General features: G+C 47.2%; 19 protein-coding genes. 10 read left to right on the top strand and 9 right to left on the bottom strand.

Annotated features, from left to right (window positions below; all coding sequences use genetic code 11):
* Positions 1 to 78 precede the first annotated feature (78 nt).
* The 5 genes from HRU69_09290 (at position 79) to HRU69_09270 (ending at position 4,388) form a co-directional block, all read left to right on the top strand.
* Positions 79 to 978: a WYL domain-containing protein gene (locus HRU69_09290; protein QOI97674.1), complete on the top strand. Its 900-nt coding sequence runs from the start codon at positions 79 to 81 to the stop codon at positions 976 to 978.
* A 95-nt stretch (positions 979 to 1,073) separates the two neighbouring features.
* Positions 1,074 to 2,390, top strand: a complete 1,317-nt coding sequence (locus tag HRU69_09285) for a hypothetical protein (protein QOI97673.1) — start codon at positions 1,074 to 1,076, stop codon at positions 2,388 to 2,390.
* A 63-nt stretch (positions 2,391 to 2,453) separates the two neighbouring features.
* Positions 2,454 to 2,759 carry a hypothetical protein gene (locus HRU69_09280; protein QOI97672.1) on the top strand — a complete coding sequence of 102 codons (306 nt, stop codon included), beginning with the start codon at positions 2,454 to 2,456 and terminating at the stop codon, positions 2,757 to 2,759.
* A 109-nt stretch (positions 2,760 to 2,868) separates the two neighbouring features.
* Positions 2,869 to 3,819 carry a CbiX/SirB N-terminal domain-containing protein gene (locus HRU69_09275; GenBank protein ID QOI97671.1) on the top strand — a complete coding sequence of 317 codons (951 nt, stop codon included), beginning with the start codon at positions 2,869 to 2,871 and terminating at the stop codon, positions 3,817 to 3,819.
* Positions 3,816 to 4,388: a PepSY-associated TM helix domain-containing protein gene (locus HRU69_09270; GenBank protein QOI97670.1), complete on the top strand. Its 573-nt coding sequence runs from the start codon at positions 3,816 to 3,818 to the stop codon at positions 4,386 to 4,388. The genes HRU69_09275 and HRU69_09270 overlap by 4 nt, the downstream gene beginning before the upstream one ends.
* On the opposite strand, the gene HRU69_09265 is transcribed toward HRU69_09270, so the two are convergent.
* From HRU69_09265 to HRU69_09255, 3 genes are all read right to left on the bottom strand, one after another.
* Positions 4,373 to 5,017, bottom strand: a complete 645-nt coding sequence (locus HRU69_09265; GenBank protein QOI97669.1) for a hypothetical protein — start codon at positions 5,015 to 5,017, stop codon at positions 4,373 to 4,375. The genes HRU69_09270 and HRU69_09265 overlap by 16 nt on opposite strands.
* Positions 5,018 to 5,136: 119 nt before the next feature.
* A complete protein-coding gene (locus HRU69_09260; protein ID QOI97668.1) occupies positions 5,137 to 6,564 on the bottom strand; it encodes a hypothetical protein in 1,428 nt (475 codons plus the stop codon).
* A 12-nt stretch (positions 6,565 to 6,576) separates the two neighbouring features.
* Positions 6,577 to 8,601, bottom strand: coding sequence for a TonB-dependent receptor (locus tag HRU69_09255; protein QOI97667.1), 2,025 nt, complete (start codon positions 8,599 to 8,601; stop codon positions 6,577 to 6,579).
* A 197-nt stretch (positions 8,602 to 8,798) separates the two neighbouring features.
* Here HRU69_09255 and HRU69_09250 point away from each other — a divergent pair, with 197 nt between their 5' ends.
* The 5 genes from HRU69_09250 (at position 8,799) to HRU69_09230 (ending at position 14,714) form a co-directional block, all read left to right on the top strand.
* Positions 8,799 to 9,662: a helix-turn-helix transcriptional regulator gene (locus tag HRU69_09250; GenBank protein QOI97666.1), complete on the top strand. Its 864-nt coding sequence runs from the start codon at positions 8,799 to 8,801 to the stop codon at positions 9,660 to 9,662.
* A gap of 100 nt (positions 9,663 to 9,762) precedes the next feature.
* Positions 9,763 to 10,326, top strand: coding sequence for a peroxidase-related enzyme (locus HRU69_09245; GenBank protein ID QOI97665.1), 564 nt, complete (start codon positions 9,763 to 9,765; stop codon positions 10,324 to 10,326).
* Positions 10,327 to 10,329: 3 nt separating this feature from the next.
* Entirely contained in the window at positions 10,330 to 11,559 is a 1,230-nt protein-coding gene (locus HRU69_09240) for an MFS transporter (protein ID QOI97664.1), read from the top strand.
* 6 nt (positions 11,560 to 11,565) lie between these two features.
* Positions 11,566 to 12,114, top strand: coding sequence for a peroxidase-related enzyme (locus tag HRU69_09235; GenBank protein QOI97663.1), 549 nt, complete (start codon positions 11,566 to 11,568; stop codon positions 12,112 to 12,114).
* A 149-nt stretch (positions 12,115 to 12,263) separates the two neighbouring features.
* A complete protein-coding gene (locus tag HRU69_09230) occupies positions 12,264 to 14,714 on the top strand; it encodes an ABC transporter permease (GenBank protein QOI97662.1) in 2,451 nt (816 codons plus the stop codon).
* A 119-nt stretch (positions 14,715 to 14,833) separates the two neighbouring features.
* On the opposite strand, the gene HRU69_09225 is transcribed toward HRU69_09230, so the two are convergent.
* The 6 genes from HRU69_09225 to ffh form a co-directional block, all read right to left on the bottom strand.
* Positions 14,834 to 15,721, bottom strand: coding sequence for a PAS domain S-box protein (locus HRU69_09225; GenBank protein QOI97661.1), 888 nt, complete (start codon positions 15,719 to 15,721; stop codon positions 14,834 to 14,836).
* A gap of 101 nt (positions 15,722 to 15,822) precedes the next feature.
* Complete coding sequence (locus HRU69_09220; protein QOI97660.1) at positions 15,823 to 16,788, bottom strand: succinylglutamate desuccinylase/aspartoacylase family protein; 966 nt, start codon at positions 16,786 to 16,788, stop codon at positions 15,823 to 15,825.
* A 30-nt stretch (positions 16,789 to 16,818) separates the two neighbouring features.
* Entirely contained in the window at positions 16,819 to 17,727 is a 909-nt protein-coding gene (gene rimK / locus HRU69_09215; GenBank protein QOI97659.1) for a 30S ribosomal protein S6--L-glutamate ligase, read from the bottom strand.
* 19 nt (positions 17,728 to 17,746) lie between these two features.
* On the bottom strand, positions 17,747 to 18,205 hold the full coding sequence (locus HRU69_09210; protein QOI97658.1) for an ATP-dependent zinc protease: 459 nt from the start codon (positions 18,203 to 18,205) through the stop codon (positions 17,747 to 17,749).
* 103 nt (positions 18,206 to 18,308) lie between these two features.
* On the bottom strand, positions 18,309 to 18,824 hold the full coding sequence (locus HRU69_09205; protein ID QOI97657.1) for a DUF2911 domain-containing protein: 516 nt from the start codon (positions 18,822 to 18,824) through the stop codon (positions 18,309 to 18,311).
* Positions 18,825 to 18,955: 131 nt separating this feature from the next.
* On the bottom strand, positions 18,956 to 20,287 hold the full coding sequence (gene ffh, locus HRU69_09200) for a signal recognition particle protein (protein QOI97656.1): 1,332 nt from the start codon (positions 20,285 to 20,287) through the stop codon (positions 18,956 to 18,958).
* Between the last annotated feature and the right edge of the window lie 19 nt (positions 20,288 to 20,306).

Below are 20,306 nucleotides of genomic sequence, written 5' to 3'. Positions count from 1 at the left end.
TAGACGCTATGGTAACCTCTTTCTTGCAAAAGAACGTAAGGCTTTTGTCAGACTGTGTCATTTCTTTAGCTTGCAGGCATGATTCCCCAGGCTAAAATCCTTCGTGTTTTTCAACTCATCAGTTTACTGAAAGGCGGTGGCCGAACGGTTGAGCAACTCGCCCAACACCTGGATGCTTCTCCCCGCACCATTTACCGGTATTTTAAACTGTTGGAAGAAATCGGGTTTATGATCGATCAGGATTTTCACGGCCGCTATTTTGTGCATCGCGAAGAAGGCGAAAACCCCGAAGACCGCTTTACGCTTGAAGAAATCAGCATCCTGCGTCAACTCATTCAAAGCGGGGCCAGCGGCCATCCGCTGCGCGGAAACTTATTAAAAAAACTTGCACTCCACTCTGAAGCAAAGGAATTGCCCGAACAGTTTTTAAAGTTGCGGGTAGCCAAGATGTTTCGTACGCTATCGGAAGCGGTTGAGAACAAAAGGCAGGTTGTTCTTAAAAATTACCACTCGGCCAACAGCCAGGAAATTACCGATCGGCTGGTAGAGCCCTTCCAGTTTGGCGAAGGCTTTCAGTCGGTACTGGCGCTGGATACCAAAGACAAGCAATGCAAGTATTTTAAACTTGAACGCATAGGCGAAGTGGTGGTGCTCGACAAACCTTACAAGTTTGAGAAAATGCATGAAAAAACGAACACCGATATTTTCGGCATTACCGGACGAAAGGAAACCTGGGTTACCCTCCGGTTAAGTTTGCGGGCGTATGTGCTGATGCGCGAGGAGTTTCCGCTGGCACAGCCTTACCTGGAAAAAGAGGAAACCGAGGAAGCCAAATCCTACCTGTTTAACGGCCCCGTACTGAACTTTAAAGGCGTTGGCCGCTTTGTACTGGGCCTTGCCGATGAAGTAACCATTCTGAGCCCGGTAGAATTTAAAAACTACATCAGGGAAAAAGTCAAATCCCAGCGGCTTTTTTAGCCCGATTAAATAATTATCAAGAAAATCACACCGCACCCGTGTGAAATCCTGACGCACCCGGCATCTCAGGCATTGTAAACCAAAACAAAATGCATATGAAGAAGGCATTAATCATCCCTGCAATAACGGGAACGGCTGCCCTGGTATTTATACTGGCAGCATTTACAAGCCGTGTTGAAAGCCGTACAGGGCAGAAAACACTACGGGAAATTCCAAAAGGGTGCGTGTTCCGCACGGTAATGGGAGAAGAAAGTTCAGACTCCAGTTTTATTTATTTAACTCCCGACCGGGTAGCGGTTTCCATTACACGCGGCTTAAGCTGGATTGCCCGTGCACAAAACCAGAACGGAGGCTGGGGTGCCGGCAGCCATTACCGGCAGGATATTATGGACCCGCATGCCGTGCAAACCGATCCGGCAACCACCAGCATGGTGGCCATGGCCCTTCTGCGAAGCGGTAGCACGCTTACCAGCGGAGAATATTCAATGCAACTCGGCAACGCCCTGCACTACTTGTTCAACGCTGTTGAAACTGCACCGGCTGCCAGCTACAACATTACACAACTTACCGGCACGCAAATCCAAACCAAGCTCGGGGCCAACATTGATGTGGTGTTAACCGCGCAATTCCTGTCGAACATTCTTGAGCATACTAATCACGATAAAGCGTTAAAGGATCGGGTAAAGAAAAACCTGAATACCTGTGTGGCAAAAATCCAGAGTGCACAGGATAAAGACGGAAGCATGCGGGGCGATGGTTGGGCAGGTGTGCTGCAGTCTTCTTTTGCAACAACTGCATTGGAAGCAGCCCAGGCCAATGGCGCCAGCGTTGATGCGGATGCTTTACGGAAGTCGCGCGAGTTCCAGAAAAACAACTACGATGCAAAGACCGGTGAATCAAAAACCGACCGTGGTGCCGGTATTGTTTTATACTCCGTTTCCGGATCGACACGAGCCTCAGCCAAAGAAGCCCGCAGGGTACAGGAAGAGATGGAGTTGGCAAAACGTAACGGAACACTCCCACAGAGTGCGGCACCTTCGGCTGAGAACCTGGAAAAGCTTGGTTTTTCGAAAGACGATGCCATGCGGTATGCAACAGCTTACGAAGTCTATCAATCGGCCAAACAAACCGCTCAGCGCGATGAGGTGATGGATGGCTTCGGTAATAATGGTGGCGAGGAGTTTTTAAGTTACCTGCAAACCGGTGAAGGCATGATCATCGGCAAAGACCAAAGCTGGAAGAACTGGTATGAGAATATGAGCGGCCGATTAATCAAGATCCAAAACAACGATGGAAGCTGGAACGGCCACCACTGTATTACCAGCCCGGTGTTCTGCACGGCAACCTGTTTGCTGATTCTATCGGTAAACAACGATGTGGAGCGGTTAATTAAAATGGGTAAGGAAAAGTAATTTCTTACCGCAGGGCAGATACCACTGCCCTGCTTTTATTTATCTTAACTAAAATTCTTCGTTATGAAACCTGACCATCTTGCTCCATTCTTTTTAATCGTGCTGTTTACAGCCTGGGCCGGGTGCTCGTCAACACACACAACCACCTCAACCATCCGGGACGGTTCAAGCATTGAAAAAGCGGTGGTTGTAAAATCAATCCGGGAAGAATACCAATGGGTACAGGAGCACTATCCGAATTCAAGGGTAATCGGGCAAGCCCTGCTTAAACGAGGTGGTAAACATTACGATGAACTGACTTTCGTTACACCCTCCGGAGACACCAAAAAAGCCTACTTCGATATCAACAGCTTTTTCGGAAAGTTTTAAAGGCAAGGCAGTAAAAGACTGTAAATCAGATTATTTAGAATTATTCTAAATAAACCTTGCAAAAACATGCCTAATGGCTCATTTTTGTTGCCGGAAACAGCAAATTACAATGAAACGCTTCGCATTCATTCTCATCGTCATGGCCGGATTAGTGGCCCAACTGGCATGCAGTTCAAGTTCCGGAGAGACCCTCCGGACAGGTGAGCCCGCCAACTCAAAAAAAATCGGGGTGCTATTGGTAAACCACGGCTCCCGCTCGGCTACATGGCGGCAGGCTTTACTTAACCTGGAAGACAATGTTAAAGACTCGCTGGTAGGGTACGGAAAAATTCAGGGCACCAAAACAGCATTTATGGAGTACAACGAACCCTCCATTGCCACCCGCCTTAAAGAATTTGATGCTGAAGGATATACGGATGTGATCATTGTACCGATTTTCTTAACGGTCAGTTCCCATTCATTTGATGATATCCCCACCATCATCGGCAAAAAAGAAGACCCGCAATCGCTTGAAACGTTGAAGATTGAAAAGATTGAGCGGTACACACCCAAAGCTGCAACGCACATCACACCCCTGCTTGATTTTTCGGGCCTGCTTAAAGAAAACATCCTGCACAGGGCATCCCAGCTTTCGAAAGAGCCGGGCAAAGAAGGCCTAGTAATGATTGCCTATGGCGATGCCACCTACATGAAGGAATGGTCGGCCCTGTTGCATGATGTGGGCACTTACGTAAAACAACATTCAGCCATTGATGCCTACTCCTTCGGCTGGTGCGGCCATGTTGCCCATTATAACCCGGATTCTACCACGGTTGCTATTAAGCGTGTGTTTAAGCAAAAAGAAAAAGCGCTGGTGGTGCCCGTACTGGTGGCACACGATGAGATGTTCCAGGTTAAGATAATTGGCGATGGTATTGCCAAAACCGGTAATCGCCAAAAAGATGTGGCTTATATAGCCGATTCTATACTACCCGATAAAAACATTGAGCAGTGGGTTATTCGCATTTCGCGCGAACATGCCGACAACCTTGTAAACAACAGCCTGGCACAGTTGCCATGAGTAAAAAACTTTCCGGAAAAATCAGGCGGCTGAACATCATCACCCACCGCGATGCGGGATATTTCTTCTCATCGCTTATCATCATTTATTCCTTATCAGGAATTGCACTAAACCATGTAGACGAATGGAATCCGGATTTTATCATCGAAAAGAAAGAAGTTCGTGTGCCGCCCGGTTATGCAACCCACCAGCTTTCCGCTGATTTAATTGTTGCATTCAGTAAGCTGGCCGGTGAAGAACAGTTTAAAGTGTACGACATCCCGGCCAAAAACCGTGTAAAGATTTATTACGACAATGCTTCGCTATTTATCGACCTTGAGACTGGGGAAGGCTTGTATGAAAAAATAAAACGCAGGCCCGTTTTTTATCAATCGAACGTGTTACACCGCAACAGCCTGAAAGGGTGGAAATGGGTATCCGATATCTTTGGCGGCTTTTTAATCATCATCAGTATAACCGGGCTGTTTGTACTTAAAGGTAAAAATGGCGTAACCGGACGAGGCAAATGGTTTATGGCGGCCGGGTTTCTGCTACCGGTTATTGCACTGATTCTTCATGAATTGAGCTGAACCTTGAATACTGACAGGGTCCGGTCAGCGCGAATGGTCCGGTAACCTACGTATATAAAGAGTATTCCTATCAGTTCAGTAACATACAACACTTCGGTATAGCCAAACTTAGTGAACGATCCGCCAATACCGGGAAGTAAGCCGCCCGTGGCAATAAAAACATTTCCCCAAAAGCGCTTTATGAATTCGGGGTTTTTACTGTACCGGTATGCCGAATATGCCGCACCGCCAACCAGAAAAACAAAGGCGTACAAATTTACAAACGGGGTTATCAGCCGCACCGTTTTCCATTCCAACACGCTGCCCGTTAGCCGGGTGGGCTCAACCAATCCGTAGTTTATAGGAGAAAGGATAACCATGATGGTGGCAATCATGATTATGATTAAAACTATTCGCAACATAACATCCGCAACAAACTTGTTAACCATAAGGTACACCGAACCCTGTGCCAATGGAAACCCTCCGAACAGGGCACCTAAAATATACCATGCCTTAAAAACGACTTCGCTCCAACCGAAAATACTTACCAGGCTTTCGGTTAAGGTACCCAGGCCATAACACAATACGCCTGTCATCCACCAGAAAAGGTAAGGAGGACAGTTCTTCGCTATCCAATGCTTACGCAGCACAATAAAGAATCCCAACGAAATTATCGTTGTCAGAATCGGAACCTTATGAATTAGCTCAATCACCTTGTATACACAATAAAGGAGTTACCTCCTTCGAAGCAACTCCCCTAAAACATCAGTTACACGCCCTTTTTCACCAGGGCAAATTCAAACCGGGGCCTTCCGCGTTCACCGCTGGTTGTGAGCGAAGTAAAGCGCAGTTTGTAGTAGTTATCGGATGCATCACGAACGATATAGAATCGATCATTGCGGATTGAAGGCGGCCCTGACGGGCCACCGCCCGTACGCCAGCTTGTTCCGATTTTCAATTGATTTTGGCTGGAGAAATCCAAGCCTGTTAAATCGGCTTCTGCAAATGCTTCATATGATTTCGTGCTGGTTAATACCTGCACAACGGCAACGCCCGTCATATTTTGCAAAATCACATCCTGGAAATAGTAAGGCACCAGTCCCGAACCGAAGTTGGTTGAGTTGGTAAAGCCTGTCCATGCAATATCCCACCGGCCAACAAATGGCTCCACAAGTACTTCGCCTGTTGTTAAACTGACATATTGGAAAGCATAGGCCGAATTTTTGGTAATTTGAATTTCCGAAAACGAAGTAGCACCGATATTCGCATGCTGCAGCGTGTATCCATTTCCATTACGAATGATCCGGATTTTCTTCCAGCCCAGTTGCGGAGCAGGCGTGCCGGGTCCTGTACCCATGTTAACGATATAAACTTTATTTTCCGAAAGCGTTGAGGAAACGGCCGCTATAGCTGTTTTAGTCAAATCACCGGCAGGATCGTCAATCCAGTTAATCGCTTCGGGCACCCAACCGGGTATGGGCGTGGTATTGATGGCCGCAAATACGGCAGCCAGCGAGAGTTGCGCACCAAAACCAGCCGTATCGGCAGCTGTAACCGCATTCATATCTGTTTTATCAAGTGCACGGGCCATCATGCCATTCGAAGAGTTAAGAATAACCCGAAACTCGCTGCCGGAACTGAATCCGAAATCCCAGGCAGTGCGCTGCACGGCAGTTTGCCGGTTGGCGCTTAAATCAATAAACACTTTGTTTGGATAGAGTGCACCTCCTCCGTTTATTTCCATTTCGCCCGAGAGGGCTATCAACTCCGAAAAAGTAACAGTTAATTGTGCTTTACTTCCGGCAACCAGCGAAGCATCGGCCGGGGTAACTGTAAACACTATCTGTTCATCGCCATCAAACAAAATACCGGTTTCTTTAACAAGGGTGAAAGAAACAGAAACAGCTCCCTTATCCACCGGTAACGTAATGGTACCTGCTACTGCGGCCGGTTCGGTAGTAAAATCAACACCGTAAGTAACACCCGTTGGCGTAACCTGAACAGCAACCTGGGTTGCTGCAGTGGCTTCGCGAGAAAGTTTTATAATAATGTTTAATTCGTTCTCATCATCAGCCACACCCAATGTGGTTGACTCAAATTCAACCAGGTTATCAGGCAACTCCGGATCTTCCTTGCAGGAACCCAGCAACAGTAAACTACCAACTATACTCAGTAACAGACCAATCTTTATATGCATCCTCATATTTGTTTATTTGGTTAGTGAATAATTGATTGAAAAAAAGTATGAGCGCCCGTAACCGATTGGCCGTGTACCGCCTCCGCTGTGCACGCCCGAAGCAACCGAGGTATTGTTCACCGCGGTTACATCAAACAGGTTACGGATGCCCGTAGTAAATGAAATGTGTTTTCCAAGTTGCTTTACTGCGCTCAAATCGGCCCACGAAAAGGCATCCTGCTCGGCCAGGCGCGGCACCTGATTACCATTTTCGGTTACGATTTCGTAGAACGGTGTTTTGCCGGTGAACTTGTAATTCAGGAAAACATCAAGACCTGCCCGGATAAACCGGTAGGTTACCGATGCCGTGGCTTCCGGTGACCAGGCAAAACCATTTACTTGTTCAAAACTTTCGCTGAGCTGATTGTAGCGGCCGGTGTATCCAAGCCCACCGGCTGCCTCCACCGCCTTGTGCTTTATTGTGGAGCCCACCGTTATACCAGTGGTTTTATAGCGTTCAACGTTCAGGTAGGTAGTAACCAGGTTGTTGCCGGGTTTCTGCCCGTAGCCAATCATATTTTCGATAGTGTTGTAAAACCCGCCCACCGTTGCCGTAATGACTAAGCCATTTTTTTCCGAAAACCGGAAGTTCCACGAACCCGAAATGCTGTGCGATAATTCAGCTTTCAGGTCGGTGTTTCCTTCGATGGCATGGCTGGCGTCAAAAAAATCAAAGTATAGTTCGCGTAGCGAAGGCGCGCGGAACCCGCGCCCGTACGACAGCCGAAGATCCTGCTTCGGGTTAATGGTTATTCGGGTATTTAATGACGGAATAACAGGAGGAGCGGCATAGACTGTATTGTAAACCAGGCGAAGGCCCGGTCGTATCTGAATGGCGGGATGGATACGCCATTCGGCCGAAGCAAACAAAGCATAGTCGCCAATGTGTTGGGTGCCTTCCTTAATCCTTCCGCCACTTCCTGATTCGAAATTGAAATCAATACCCGGCTGTACCGAAAGTTTTTCATTAACCCTATACTGCAACGTGCTGCGAAGCGTCAATCCATCAAAGGTAGTTTCATCCTGCAGGCCTGCACCGGTGGCCAGGAAGCGTTGGCCTGTGGTCTCATTTACAATAGTGGATTGTGTTTCACGCTGATAACCGGTAAATGAAAATGCAGTGTTGCCCTGCAACTTAGGAGAAAGAGAGTACCCACCCTGAAGCTGGTGCATCAGCCGGTTGGTGTAGTAGTGTTGGTCGAGCGCCTCACCACCCTGAAATACACCCGGATTATAAATGTCTTCGAAAAGATAATCCAGCCGGTAATACACATTGGTTGACCCGCGTTCAAAGCCGGCAAGCCCTGCCGCCATGAACTGTTTCTTCGGGTGCCACTGCTTATCACGCCCGGCCGCACTACCCTGCCAACCCCCAAAATAGTTGTGATTAAAGTCGGCCCGGTAACGGAAATGCCCGGAAGAATAACCAATGCCTAATGCCTGGTTGTGGATGCCTGCACCCACACCATATTCAGTACCAACACTTTCCTCATGCAGTTTAAGCGAGGCTTCTAGTTTTTTATCAACTGATTTTTTGGTGATAATGTTGATAACACCGGCCAGTGCATCGGCTCCATACACCACCGACATGGGCCCTTCTATGATTTCAATGCGCTCAATGGCGTTAACATTAATCTGGTTAATGTTGATCTCGTTTGATGTACCCTGACGACCCACCAGGGGCACACCGTCAATCAGCACTTTCACATTCTGGCCCGACAGCCCCTGCATGGTAAGGTTGGAGCCTCCCAGGGCCATGTCCTGGCTGAAACGAATATTAAGTTCGGTGTTGAGTACATCCTGCAGGCGCACGGCCCCGCGTGCCTCCAGCATTTCCATGGGTATGGTTCGTACCTGGTAAACCGACTTACGAGCCGATTGCGGCTCAAACTGCCCGGTAACAACTACTTCTTCAAGTTGGGTAGTCTTCAGGCTGTCCTGACTAAAAACACCTGTGCATAAAAGCATCAGCAATACCGGCAAAACCCCTTTTTCCATAATTAACAGGGCGCAAATATTCAATCATACCTGATTTAAAAATACCCGTAAACGGAGCAATTATACCACCTGATAAAAATCAGTTTGTGCCGGCTCCTGATAAGGGTATTCTATATCCAAAATCAGTCATTTTAGGCTATTATGATTAGCTATAATTGGATACTTTTGCGCCAGGCAGGAGGAAGAAAGAGCTTAATTTGAAAACAGAAAATACCCCGATATGGAAATCACTTGTTGAGGATGCCAGCACCCGGTTAAGCACGCTGGTAAATCCGGCCGGACAGGTTGAGTTACCCTCAACATTTGCAAAGCGGGTGGTACATTTTTATTTCTGCCTCGAAGGGCAAGCCGTGCTGGAGTTTGGACCGCACTACAGCCGTGAACTTGGCCTGAGGAAGAACTTTTTGTTTTACAACCCGGAAACTGACTTACCGCATACGCTTAAACTTGCCGGCAAGACCAGTCTGGTTTGGTTATCGATTACCCTGGAGCATCTGCATGCATTATTCATACATGAGCCATTGCCCTTTCTCACCCCGGAAAACATTAACCGCAAGTTTTATGATGAGAAAGAGGTTGCCCCCTCGCTGCTGGTGGTGCTCAATCAGTTGTTCACCGTTCAACTGAATGATCATGCCCGCCTGCTTTTTTATCAGGGTAAAGTGTTGGAAATACTCAGCCTTTACTTTGCGCTTAAAGCTCCGGATACGGAGAGCTGCCCGTTTTTAAAAGATGATGAAGTGGTTCGAAAAATTAAAATCGCCAAAGAACATTTACTTAAACACCTCGAACATCCGCCCGCCATCCGCCAACTGGCCAAACTGTGCGGCCTAAATGAGTACCAGCTTAAAACCGGCTTTAAACAGATATACGGAAACACGGTTTACGGGTACTTACTGGACCACAAACTTGACCAGGCCCGGGTGCTGCTGGATAAAGGGCGGCTGCATGTAAACGAGGTAGCCTACCAGATTGGGTATGCCAACCCCAGTCATTTTATCGCAGCCTTTAAAAAGAAGTTTGGGATAACACCGAAAAAATACCTGATGAATCAACGGTAATCTCTGCCGCTTGGCCGATTGCATTGGCTGCTTATACTTTGTTTGATCTCACCTTGAAGGATTCGATAGAATTCTTAATTTGGCTTGACAAAGAATAAAGATGCCATACATTTCATTGGAAGAACACCTGCCGGGTGTTACCGGCCTGCTTGAGTTTAACCGCCAAACCGCTGAGCCCCTGCGCGCGCTGACACAATTATTATTGCGGGGCCCTTCAACCTTATCGGAAGCCGAACGCGAGTGGATTGCTGCCCTCGTCTCGCACAAAAACAAATGTGTTTACTGTGCCACCTCGCATACGGCCGCTGCCGATGCATTTCTGGGTGAGTATGAAACTACCTCCAAAATCAAACAAGATTACCGTACGGCACCCATCAGCAACAAAATGAAGGCCCTACTGACCATTGCATCGCAGGTGCAGGAAAGCGGCAAAAGCGTTACGCCCGAAGCTATTGAGCAGGCAAAAAAATTTGGCGCTACTGATATTGAAATTCATGATACCGTACTGATAGCTGCTTTGTTTTGTTTGTACAACCGCTACGTTGACGGCTTAAATACGATTGCCCCTACTGACTCACACTATTATGCTGAAATGGCCGAACGACTGAAAACCAGGGGGTACTATCGCCCTCCCCAAGGTTATGATCATTTGAAAAAAAAGTAATCCGTGCAAACGGCCATACCTTCCAATCCGCGTACTTCTGCCTACTTATACAGTATGTACTCGATTTGTTTTCTTTCGGGTGTGCTTGGCGGGATCAGCGCTACACTGATGTCATCATACTTACCAATTACCTTGACTGAACTGTTACCGGCAACAGCACCGCAACTCATCGATAAAGCCAGTGCAATAATAAACTCCTTGTATTTGTTCGGTATGATGGCCGGAGGCCTGCTCCTTGGATTCTTCAGCGACCGGATGGGCAGAAAACCCGGAGTACAGCTTTCAATTGTGTTCATTGGTGTCTTTACCTTCCTTACCGCCTTTGCTGAGAGTTGGCAACTTGTGGCAGCACTTCGCTTCCTTACGGGAGTAGGCGTTGGCGGAATATTGGTTACCACCACCATACTTGTTGCCGAGGAGTGGCCGGACAAATCCAGAAATGTTGTTCTTGGAATTTTATCCACCACAATTCCTATAGGAATTTTCGCAGCCGGATTGATTACCTATTTCATTAGCAACTGGCGTACGGGGTTCCTGATTGGCATAGCACCGTTGGCGCTGGGTATGCTCTCGCATTTCTACCTTGAGGAATCGGCCCGGTGGAAAGCCCGGTTGCCTGAACAACAATCAGATACCATTGCGTTCTTTCATCCTTCACTCGTGTCCGACCTGATCATCGGGTGCATTATCTACGGTTCCATGCTCATCGGATTATGGGCCATCTTCTCGTGGCTGCCCACGTGGGTTCAAACGCTTGTTCACAATTCTGATGGTCAAAAAGAGCGCGGCCTTAGCATGATGCTGTTTGCAACCGGGGGTTTGGTGGGCGGATTTGTATCCGGGTGGGTAAGTAACTTCCTCGGCATCAAGCGCGCTTTGCTTCTGTGCTATGCGGCCGTGTTTGCCTTTAGTTTCATTTTGTTTAAACTCAACCCAAGCCTAACCATTTACAGTTACCTTGAAATGGCCGGAATTGCCTTCTTCTTCGGCATGAGCCAGGGTATATTAAATGTTTACATCCCCGAATTGTTTCCAACCCGGGTACGCTCTTCAGCAACCGGTTTTTGTTTCAACATCGGGCGCACCTTTACTGCAGCAGCTGTCTTTTTCGTTGGCTGGATGGTGGACTTTCTGGGCGGTTACGGGAATGCTTTATTCATCTTTTCATTTATCTTTCTGGTTGGATTTATTTCCATATTATTTGCACGCGAAAAAAATCTTATTGATACTTAATTTATCATGGCGTATATAACCATACAAGACGACCTGCCCGGAATACGCGGATTAATGGCCTTCAGACCCGAAACGGCAACCCATCTCAATGAACTTGCCGAAATACTTCTTCGGGATGACAACACCCTGTCGCGTGGCGACCGCGAACTCATCGCTACTTATGTATCTTATCTTAACGACTGCTTCTTCTGCCAGAATGCCCATGGCGCCATTGCCCAGCATTACCTTCAATGCGATATCCAGACACTCGATAAAATAAAAGAAGACTTCGAATCAAAACCATTACCTGAAAAATTAAAGGCCCTGCTCAGTATTGCCGGTAGTGTACAACGAAGCGGTAAAGCAGTTACCCCTCAGCAAATTGAACGGGCCCGTAATGCCGGTGCTACCGATAAAGAAATTCATGATACTGTACTTATTGCAGCATTCTTCTGCCTGTGCAATCGGTATGTTGACGGGCTCGGAACCACGGCCCCGACTGATCGGAACTACTACGTTAACCGGGGCAAGATGCGTGCTGAAGAAGGATACCGTCAGTTTGATTTGTACAGATAACATCGCACGTTACCTACAAGTATTGCCCATTAGCGAACAATCTTGACCGAAATCGGACTTACTGAATTTTGGTATGCCGACTTCCAAAATAACATTGCTGAATTTCTGCTGGCCTGATTATTGGTAATAGGGAGTAAATTTCATACCCGATGTTGCTTAACAACCTCAAAATCGCCCTTCGCCACCTGGTAAAAAACAGAACGTTTACAATCGTGAATGTGGCAGGACTTACACTCGGATTTTTGTGTTTCATTCTGATCTCACTCTATCTGCACGATGAGCTGAGCTTCGATACGTTTCATGCCGATGCGGATAATATTGTTCGCATAATGGAACACCAGCAACAGAATGATGGCAGTACGCGCAACATTGCGCAGGTATCGGCCTTGCTGGGTACGGAAGCCGATGCGCAGTTTGAGGAAATTGAGGCAACCTGCAGGCTTTCAGCTTTTGGCCGTGTAACCCTTGGCAATGAACCCGGCACGCGCAGTTATGAACGCACGTGGTCGGTAAGCGATAATTACTTTCAGTTCTTCAATTTTCCGCTGGTGGAAGGTGATGCGGCCACCGCGTTGAAAACGCCCGATGGCATTGTGATTTCCGAAACACTGGCTAAAAAGTATTTTGGCAGCGGGCCCTACCTCGGCAAACAAATCTGGTCGGCACTCAGGCGTCAGGGCGAACCGGTAACTCTTACAGTAACCGGAGTAATGAAAGACCTGCCTCACAACTCCCATATTCAATTGGAGATTGTATTCTCCGAGCATACATGGCCTTCCTTGTTCAGGTGGTACAATGAATACATTACTACCGACTGGGAGAGCAACGAGTACGTAACCTACCTCAAGCTAAAACCAGGTACCAATGCAAAAGCATTGAGTGATAAGATGGCCGCACTGGTGAAATCGCATTATCCGAAAGACAAAGAATTTAAAAGCACCTTCTCACTTCAGCCTCTCACCGATTTACATTTCTATACCGACAATGCACAGGACAATGAACTGAATGCCAACAGCATCAAACCGTTTTACCTCTACATGTTTGGCGTAGTAGGGTTGTTGCTGCTGCTTACAGCGTGTTTAAACTACATGAACCTGAGCACAGCTGCGGCCTTTAAACGCACACGCGAAATGGGCACGCGCAAATCATTAGGCGCGCAGAAAAAACAGTTGATATGGCAGTTCTTAACCGATGCATGGGTACTCTCCATTTTTTCATTGATGATGGCCCTGGGGGTTGCTCAGGCATTGCTTCCCTACATCAACAGTTTTACGAATAAAGAAATGACATTGGCCGCCATGCCCCTTGCGTGGATGCTTGCAACGGTGGGTGTTACCTTGCTGGCAGGTGTTTTGTCAGCCTTATATCCGGCCTTTGTGGTAACAAAGGTATCGGCTGCTGATGCGTTGAAAAAAGAAGTAAAAATAGGCCACCGCATTGTACCGGTGCGCAAAATGCTGGTAGTGGCACAACTTACCATCTCCATTATTATGATTGCTTCAACGCTTATCATCCAACAGCAACTCACCTTTATGCGTAAGAAGGACCTTGGTTTTGATCGGGAGAATCTTCTCGTGGTGGATATTAACAGCCAGGCGCTGCGCAGAAATTTTGAAATGGTGAAGACTGAGTTTAGTCGGCCTCCCGAAGTGCAACGTATCACCACCTCTACGCGCGTGCCGGGTGACTGGAAAAGTTTCCCCATTGCCACCGTAAACAGTGAGGCAAATACACAAGGGCGTGAAATGATTTTTGTGGGCATCGATAAAGATTTTTTAGAAACGTACAATATCAAACTTTTGGAAGGTCGCACCATTGACGACCCCAAAGCCGATTCATTAAAAGTAGTACTTACGCAAATGGCAGTTCAGCAGCTTGGACTTGCCAATCCCATCGGGCAAATACTCGAAATACCTTCTACCCGGCAAGGCGGTAGCGCGGAACTCTTAGAACAACCCTTCCGCGTGGAGGTAATTGGTGTGGCAGAGGATTTTCATTTCGAGTCGCTTCGTGCAGAAATGATGCCTGTAATTTTTGGCGCACCCAACACCGCCATACAACGCATTGACTATTACACCTTACGCATTAAAACCGACAACTGGGAGCAAACGTTGGCTACATTACAAGAAATCAACAGCAAAATAGACCCCGACAACCCATTGGAATATACATTTCTCGAAAGTCGTTTTGAAGATATTTACAAAGCCGACACCCAACGTGGGCAGATTTTCTTAACTCTTTCATTCATTGTTGTACTTATTGCCTGCATGGGTTTGTTCGCGCTGGTTTCTTATTCGGTTGAGAGCCGTACAAAAGAAATTGGTGTACGCAAAGTATTAGGGGCTTCAGTAAACAACATCGTGGAGTTAGTATCGAAAGAGTTTTTGTTGCTTGTGGGGCTTGCCTGGCTGGTGGCCGTACCTATATCGTATTTCTTTATGCGCGAATGGCTGCAGGATTTTGCCTATCGCATTTCGTTGGAGATTGGCTCATTTATTATTGCCGGGCTGTTGGCTGGTGTAGTTGCATTTATTACAATTTGTTCGAGAACGGTAAAAGCAGCGCTAGAAAATCCGGTGAATGCACTCAGGAGTGAGTGATCTAATCAAAGGAGGACAAAGCATTACCTCAGCCTATGATATCGGTAGCAGTTACAGTAATAAACGAAACACTAAAGTGTATCGCCTTGATAAACCAAGGAAATCCGTTGCCTGCTATATTACGCTTGCATCTTGTACCTGGTAATATCAAGCGCAACGCCTACGTAGTTGCCATTGGGCAGTAAGGAATTTGCCCAGTTGAGCCAAACGGTTTTACCATCTTTACTTCGAACAACCGTCTCTACCGAGGCCAGTTCTTTCGGCATAATGTTAGGGTAATTTACTATGTAGTCGCGGTTGATCCAGCCTTCTTGCAAATTATTTTCCTCCCACCATCCTTCCTGAATCAGTTCTGAAGGGTCATAACCCAACAGTTTCCGTACCGAAGGACTAACGAATACAATCTCGCCCGCTTTATTCGCGACAATTGACATGACATTAAGTTTATCAAGATTGTTATACGATTCTTTAATACTTTCAATGAGCTTCAACCGGATTGACACCACTATTCCGAATACAACCATTGCCAATGTCAGATTAATCATGGAAATAATTTGACCGCTATCGAATCCACCCGACAGAAAAGTAACCAGGGTAATTAATAAAATAAGCGTGCACTGCAGGCCGTAGTAAAACAAGCTATTCATTACCACTGTACTTGCGCCTGTTACAAGTATCAGAATAATGACTGCATGAGGATCAAACCGGTTTATGACTACAAAGGCCATTACATATAACAGGGTTGCCAGGTAAAGGAAAAATGAGAAGTAGGTAACAATCAGACCTCGCTTTATACGAATGTATGTGGTGGCAAAAAACACGCATCCCAAAACAATGATAGTCCATCGAACCGTGTCAAAGTCGGTCAGTTCAGGCAAAAACCGGTTATAGAGCAGCTTGGTTACTGTAGCACCAATTGTAAAAAGCGCAATAACCATGCGTACAGAACCAATGGGTTGCCGTAGTAAAACTTTATCTACGAAATGTGGTTTATTATCGTTTGTCATATTCCTGATGGTATTACTCTGAAAGATTAAAAATACATTTGTCAAAAGTAAACTAGTGCCATTAAAACGAACCCTCCTGTTAAATTACATTGACGAAATCATTATGGATTACCAATTTTACAAACATTATCCATACCTAAATGTACCAATGCATCGCCTGCATTGATAACCGGACTGTTGTTTAAACCGATAACATAGGCTGTTGCGGTAGCCAGCACTTTTTGTTTGAACTCACCGAAGGGATCGGTAATGGTGCCAATCCATTCACCCTTATGAACCAACTGCCCACATTGAATAGTGCTCTGGAACAGGCCGGCATATTTAGCGCGTATCCATGAGGTACTCCAGATCACGCGGTTCTCTTCCTTCGGTTCAGGGGCCCAGTCAATCATCTTTAAATGTTTCATCAGCCGCAGCGTGCCGGCAATACCTTCTTCAATGGCCTGTTGGTCGAACCGCAGTGATTCGCCACCCTCATACACAATGATATTCTTTCCTTTCTTTGAAGCCTCTTTCCGCAGGGAGTTTGGGCGGAAGGGCGCATCGAGTGTAAACGGAGCGCAAAAGGCATTGGCCAGCTCAACATTTTTTTCGTTGGCCAGCACGGCACGCACCTGCGGGTAGTTGGTACGCATGGCGCCCCCGGTATGAAAATCAACCCCGTAGTCGATGAAGGGGATAATGTCGTGCGTGAGATGATAAGCCACCCGGCTGGCCAGCGAGCCGTTTTTGCTTCCGGGAAATGAGCGGTTTACATCCTTGCCATCGGGTACATCGCGCGAAAAGTTTAAAAATCCATATACGTTTACAATCGGCATACAAACCACTGTACCGCGCTTAGGGCGGTGCAGCTCGCTGTCGAGTATTCTGCGCACAATCTCCAGGCCGTTGATTTCATCGCCATGCATGCCGGCCATCAGAGCCAGTACAGGGCCATCCTCCAGCCCGCGCGAGACGTAAATGGGAGTATCAATCTGGGTATGCGATGGAAGCCGGGCGATGTTAATATCGATCTCTTTAAATTCTCCGGGCTTTATTTCGTGGTTGGCTATCTTAACTATGCGCAAGGTTGTTTCAATTGAATTGTGTATGGTAAACTATGCATTTACTTTATCTTTCTGAATCTTCTTTTTGGCGGCATTCTTTTCAAGGTACTGAATAATTTTTCCGGCTATATCCACTTTGGTAGCGCCTTCAATGCCTTCAAGGCCGGGCGAAGAATTGACTTCAATAATCAGCGGCCCACGGTTTGACGGCAGCATGTCCACACCGGCAACGGATAACCCCAGTTTTTTGGCTGCGGTAACAGCTGTTGATCGTTCTGCACGGCTTAACTTGACCAGTGAAGCGGTTCCTCCACGATGCAGGTTCGATCGGAATTCTCCGGGCCGGGCCTGCCGTTTCATGGCGCCTACCACTTCACCATCCACTACAAAAGCGCGTACATCAGCACCTTTCGCTTCCTTGATAAACTCCTGCACAATAATGCGGGCGTGCACACCATGAAATGCTTCGATTACCGATTGGGCTGCTTTTTTATTTTCGGCAAGCACAACACCCAGGCCCTGGGTTCCTTCCAGCAGTTTAATAACGACCGGTGCGCCACCCACCGACTCAACAATGCCTTCCGTGTCGCGCGAGTAATCCATGAAAATGGTTTTGGGCAACCCCAGGCCGGCACGCGAAAGTATCTGCAAGCTGCGCAGTTTATCGCGCGAGCGAATCAGCGCCTGCGATTCGATGGCTGTAAATACCTTCATCATTTCGAACTGGCGCACCACGGCAGCGCCATAAAAGGTTACCGATGCGCCTATCCGTGGAATAACCGCATCAAAATAATCCAGCCTCCGGCCCTGGTACAGCACCATCGGGTTTTTCTTTTCAATAAACAGCACGCATTTCATGTGGTCGATGATCTCCACATTGTGCCCGCGTTTTTCGCCTGCTTCTTTCAGTCGTTTTGTAGAGTATAGCTTGGGGTCGCGCGACAGGATGGCAATGTTCATACAGGTTGCAGCAGTTGTTTTAGCGGATTGTCCGGTTTGCCTGGCGGGCAGCCTTTTTCTCGGCCAGTTTTCTTTTGTAAGATAGATTTTTTTTCTTCACATCAATCAGGTACCGGTCGCGTAAAATTTTACGCCCCAGCAGAATGGGAAATTTAAGCGATCCACGGTCGCTCAGCGAAAATTCTGAAGTTATCGGCTCATTAAAAATAACAATGGTGGTAGTGACCAGAAACCTGCGCTCTACTTCACCAAACGAGTTTTTTATATCGCGCTGGTCGAAGTTTCCGGAAACAAATTTCATCCCGGTAAACTCGGGGTGTTCCTCATCCAGCAAAACAAATTCAAGCTGTCCGTTAACCACTTCGGCCCGCGAGCAATGCAGGCTGCTGGTAAAGGCTCCGGTATCAATTTTTGCATGAATGTTATACAGCCCCAGGTCGGGCAGGTCAACGCGGTCGTAACGGCCGAGGGTTTCCATGACTTTATTCCTTAACCGAAGATGCACAAAATAATATTATCCAAAAACAAAAAAGCCCTGCCTGAATAAATCAGACAAGGCTTTTTATGGTATCAGGCTTAACTCAGCCTTTGCTCACCTTAAAGGACACGGCCGTATTTTCCCATTTCAGGGTAACAACATCTTTGTCCACACTGATAGTAAACAGTTCGGTAAAGTTGGTCTTACCGGATTTAACTTTTACCTGGAGGGCATCCTGATCTTTATTTTTGGCATAGTCATAAGCACCCCACTGACCTGTCTTTTTGTTAAAAATAATGGTCCACTCATTTTCTCCGGGGATTGTAAACAGGGTATACTTACCGGCCGCCAATGCCTGCCCTTCGATTTTTACATTCTTATCAAATTCAATAACGGTTGCCTCGTTGGCGCCAGTACGCCATACTTCACCGTAGGGCACCAGGCCACCCATCACCTTGCGGCCTTTTGCACCGGGCTGGCTGTAATCCACTTTAACTTTTACCCCATCAATGGTTCCTTCGGCTACAGCCGGAGGGCTTGGTCGTTTTGATTTATCCTGTGCAGCGGCAACGAAGGTTAGCGCAGCAACAAAAGCGGTAAATAATATTATTCTTTTCATATAACTGGTTTTGGTTACTCATGTAAAATGCCCCTGAGGCAGGGGCATTTTGAAACGAATTTAAATTATCCTGTAAACTAAGGGGATAACGTTTAATAAGGAAAATAGGTTTTGGGTTTGCATACGTTTTTTTACCGGCCAAACGGGTTTAATGCCGATAATGCTTTGGCCCCACCGCCCATTTTATTCATGGTTTTCATCATCTTACGCATATCGCCAAATTGTTTCAGCAACTGGTTAACCTGCTGCACCGAAGTACCGCTGCCTTTTGCGATGCGGTTCTTCCGGCTGCCGTTAATGATGTCGGGGTTCTCACGCTCCTCATTGGTCATGGAACGGATAATGGCCTCCACAGGCTTAAAAGAGTTATCATCAACATCCACCCCTTTCAACGCCTTACCAACGCCCGGTATCATGCCCAGCAGGTCCTTCATGTTGCCCATTTTCTTAATCTGCTCAAGCTGACTGAGGAAATCGTTGAAGTCGAACTGGTTCTTGCGTAATTTTTTATTCAGCCTTCTGGCTTCTTCTTCATCAAAAGTCTGTTGTGCTTTTTCTACCAGCGACACCACATCGCCCATGCCGAGGATGCGGCTGGCCATCCGGTCGGGGTAGAACCGGTCGAGGGCATCCATTTTCTCACCGGTGCTGATAAACTTGATGGGCTTTTCAACCACCTTGCGGATGGAGAGGGCCGCACCGCCACGGGCATCGCCATCGAGTTTGGTAAGTACTACGCCATCAAAATTCAGCCGGTCGTTAAATGCTTTTGCAGTGTTCACCGCGTCCTGGCCGGTCATCGAATCCACCACGAACAACGTTTCGGAAGGATGGAGCGCTTCCTTCAGCCGGGTAATCTCATTCATCATTTCCTCATCCACCGCCAGGCGGCCGGCTGTATCTACGATAACAATACGGTAGTTATTCTTTCTGGCATATTCAATAGCCGCGTTGGCAATTTTTACGGCATCTTTGTTTTCGGGTTCGGCATACACATCAACACCAATCTGCTGGCCAAGCACTTTAAGCTGATCAATGGCTGCCGGCCGGTAAATGTCGCAGGCCGCAAGCAATACCTGCCGGCCCTGCTTTTTCAGGTAGTTGGCCAGTTTACCTGAAAAAGTTGTTTTACCCGAACCCTGCAAACCCGCGATAAGAATAACGGCCGGGTTGCCGGCAATGGTAATCTCTTCGCCTGTACCTCCCATCAAGGCAGTCAACTCATCGTTGGTTATTTTAATGAGCAACTGGCTTGGCGAAATAGCCGTGAGCACATTTTGGCCCAGGGCTTTTTGCTTGATTTCATCGGTTACCTCCTTGGCTACTTTGTAGTTCACGTCCGCATCAATGAGGGCCTTGCGGATTTCTTTAATGGTGGAGGCAACGTTAATTTCGGTAATGCGGCCTTGCCCCTTAAGGGTTTGGAATGCTTTTTCGAGTTTTTGACTTAAGCTATCGAACATGCGTACCTTCGATTTTCAA

It is taken from the genome of Flammeovirgaceae bacterium (genome assembly GCA_015180985.1).
GTDB lineage: Bacteria > Bacteroidota > Bacteroidia > Cytophagales > Cyclobacteriaceae > UBA2336.
Note: the sequence above shows the minus strand (reverse complement) of the source record. Positions and strands in the feature narration are given on the sequence as shown.

Bases quoted from the DNA above. Each gene is read 5' to 3' on its own strand.
- HRU69_09290 (QOI97674.1), top strand. From the start codon at position 79: ATGATTCCCCAGGCTAAAATCCTTCGTGTTTTTCAACTCATCAGTTTA.
- HRU69_09285 (QOI97673.1), top strand. From the start codon at position 1,074: ATGAAGAAGGCATTAATCATCCCTGCAATAACGGGAACGGCTGCCCTG.
- HRU69_09280 (QOI97672.1), top strand. From the start codon at position 2,454: ATGAAACCTGACCATCTTGCTCCATTCTTTTTAATCGTGCTGTTTACA.
- HRU69_09275 (QOI97671.1), top strand. From the start codon at position 2,869: ATGAAACGCTTCGCATTCATTCTCATCGTCATGGCCGGATTAGTGGCC.
- HRU69_09270 (QOI97670.1), top strand. From the start codon at position 3,816: ATGAGTAAAAAACTTTCCGGAAAAATCAGGCGGCTGAACATCATCACC.
- HRU69_09260 (QOI97668.1), bottom strand. From the start codon at position 6,564: ATGCATATAAAGATTGGTCTGTTACTGAGTATAGTTGGTAGTTTACTG.
- HRU69_09255 (QOI97667.1), bottom strand. From the start codon at position 8,601: ATGGAAAAAGGGGTTTTGCCGGTATTGCTGATGCTTTTATGCACAGGT.
- HRU69_09245 (QOI97665.1), top strand. From the start codon at position 9,763: ATGCCATACATTTCATTGGAAGAACACCTGCCGGGTGTTACCGGCCTG.
- HRU69_09235 (QOI97663.1), top strand. From the start codon at position 11,566: ATGGCGTATATAACCATACAAGACGACCTGCCCGGAATACGCGGATTA.
- HRU69_09230 (QOI97662.1), top strand. From the start codon at position 12,264: ATGTTGCTTAACAACCTCAAAATCGCCCTTCGCCACCTGGTAAAAAAC.
- HRU69_09225 (QOI97661.1), bottom strand. From the start codon at position 15,721: ATGACAAACGATAATAAACCACATTTCGTAGATAAAGTTTTACTACGG.
- rimK (QOI97659.1), bottom strand. From the start codon at position 17,727: ATGAACATTGCCATCCTGTCGCGCGACCCCAAGCTATACTCTACAAAA.
- HRU69_09210 (QOI97658.1), bottom strand. From the start codon at position 18,205: ATGGAAACCCTCGGCCGTTACGACCGCGTTGACCTGCCCGACCTGGGG.
- HRU69_09205 (QOI97657.1), bottom strand. From the start codon at position 18,824: ATGAAAAGAATAATATTATTTACCGCTTTTGTTGCTGCGCTAACCTTC.
- ffh (QOI97656.1), bottom strand. From the start codon at position 20,287: ATGTTCGATAGCTTAAGTCAAAAACTCGAAAAAGCATTCCAAACCCTT.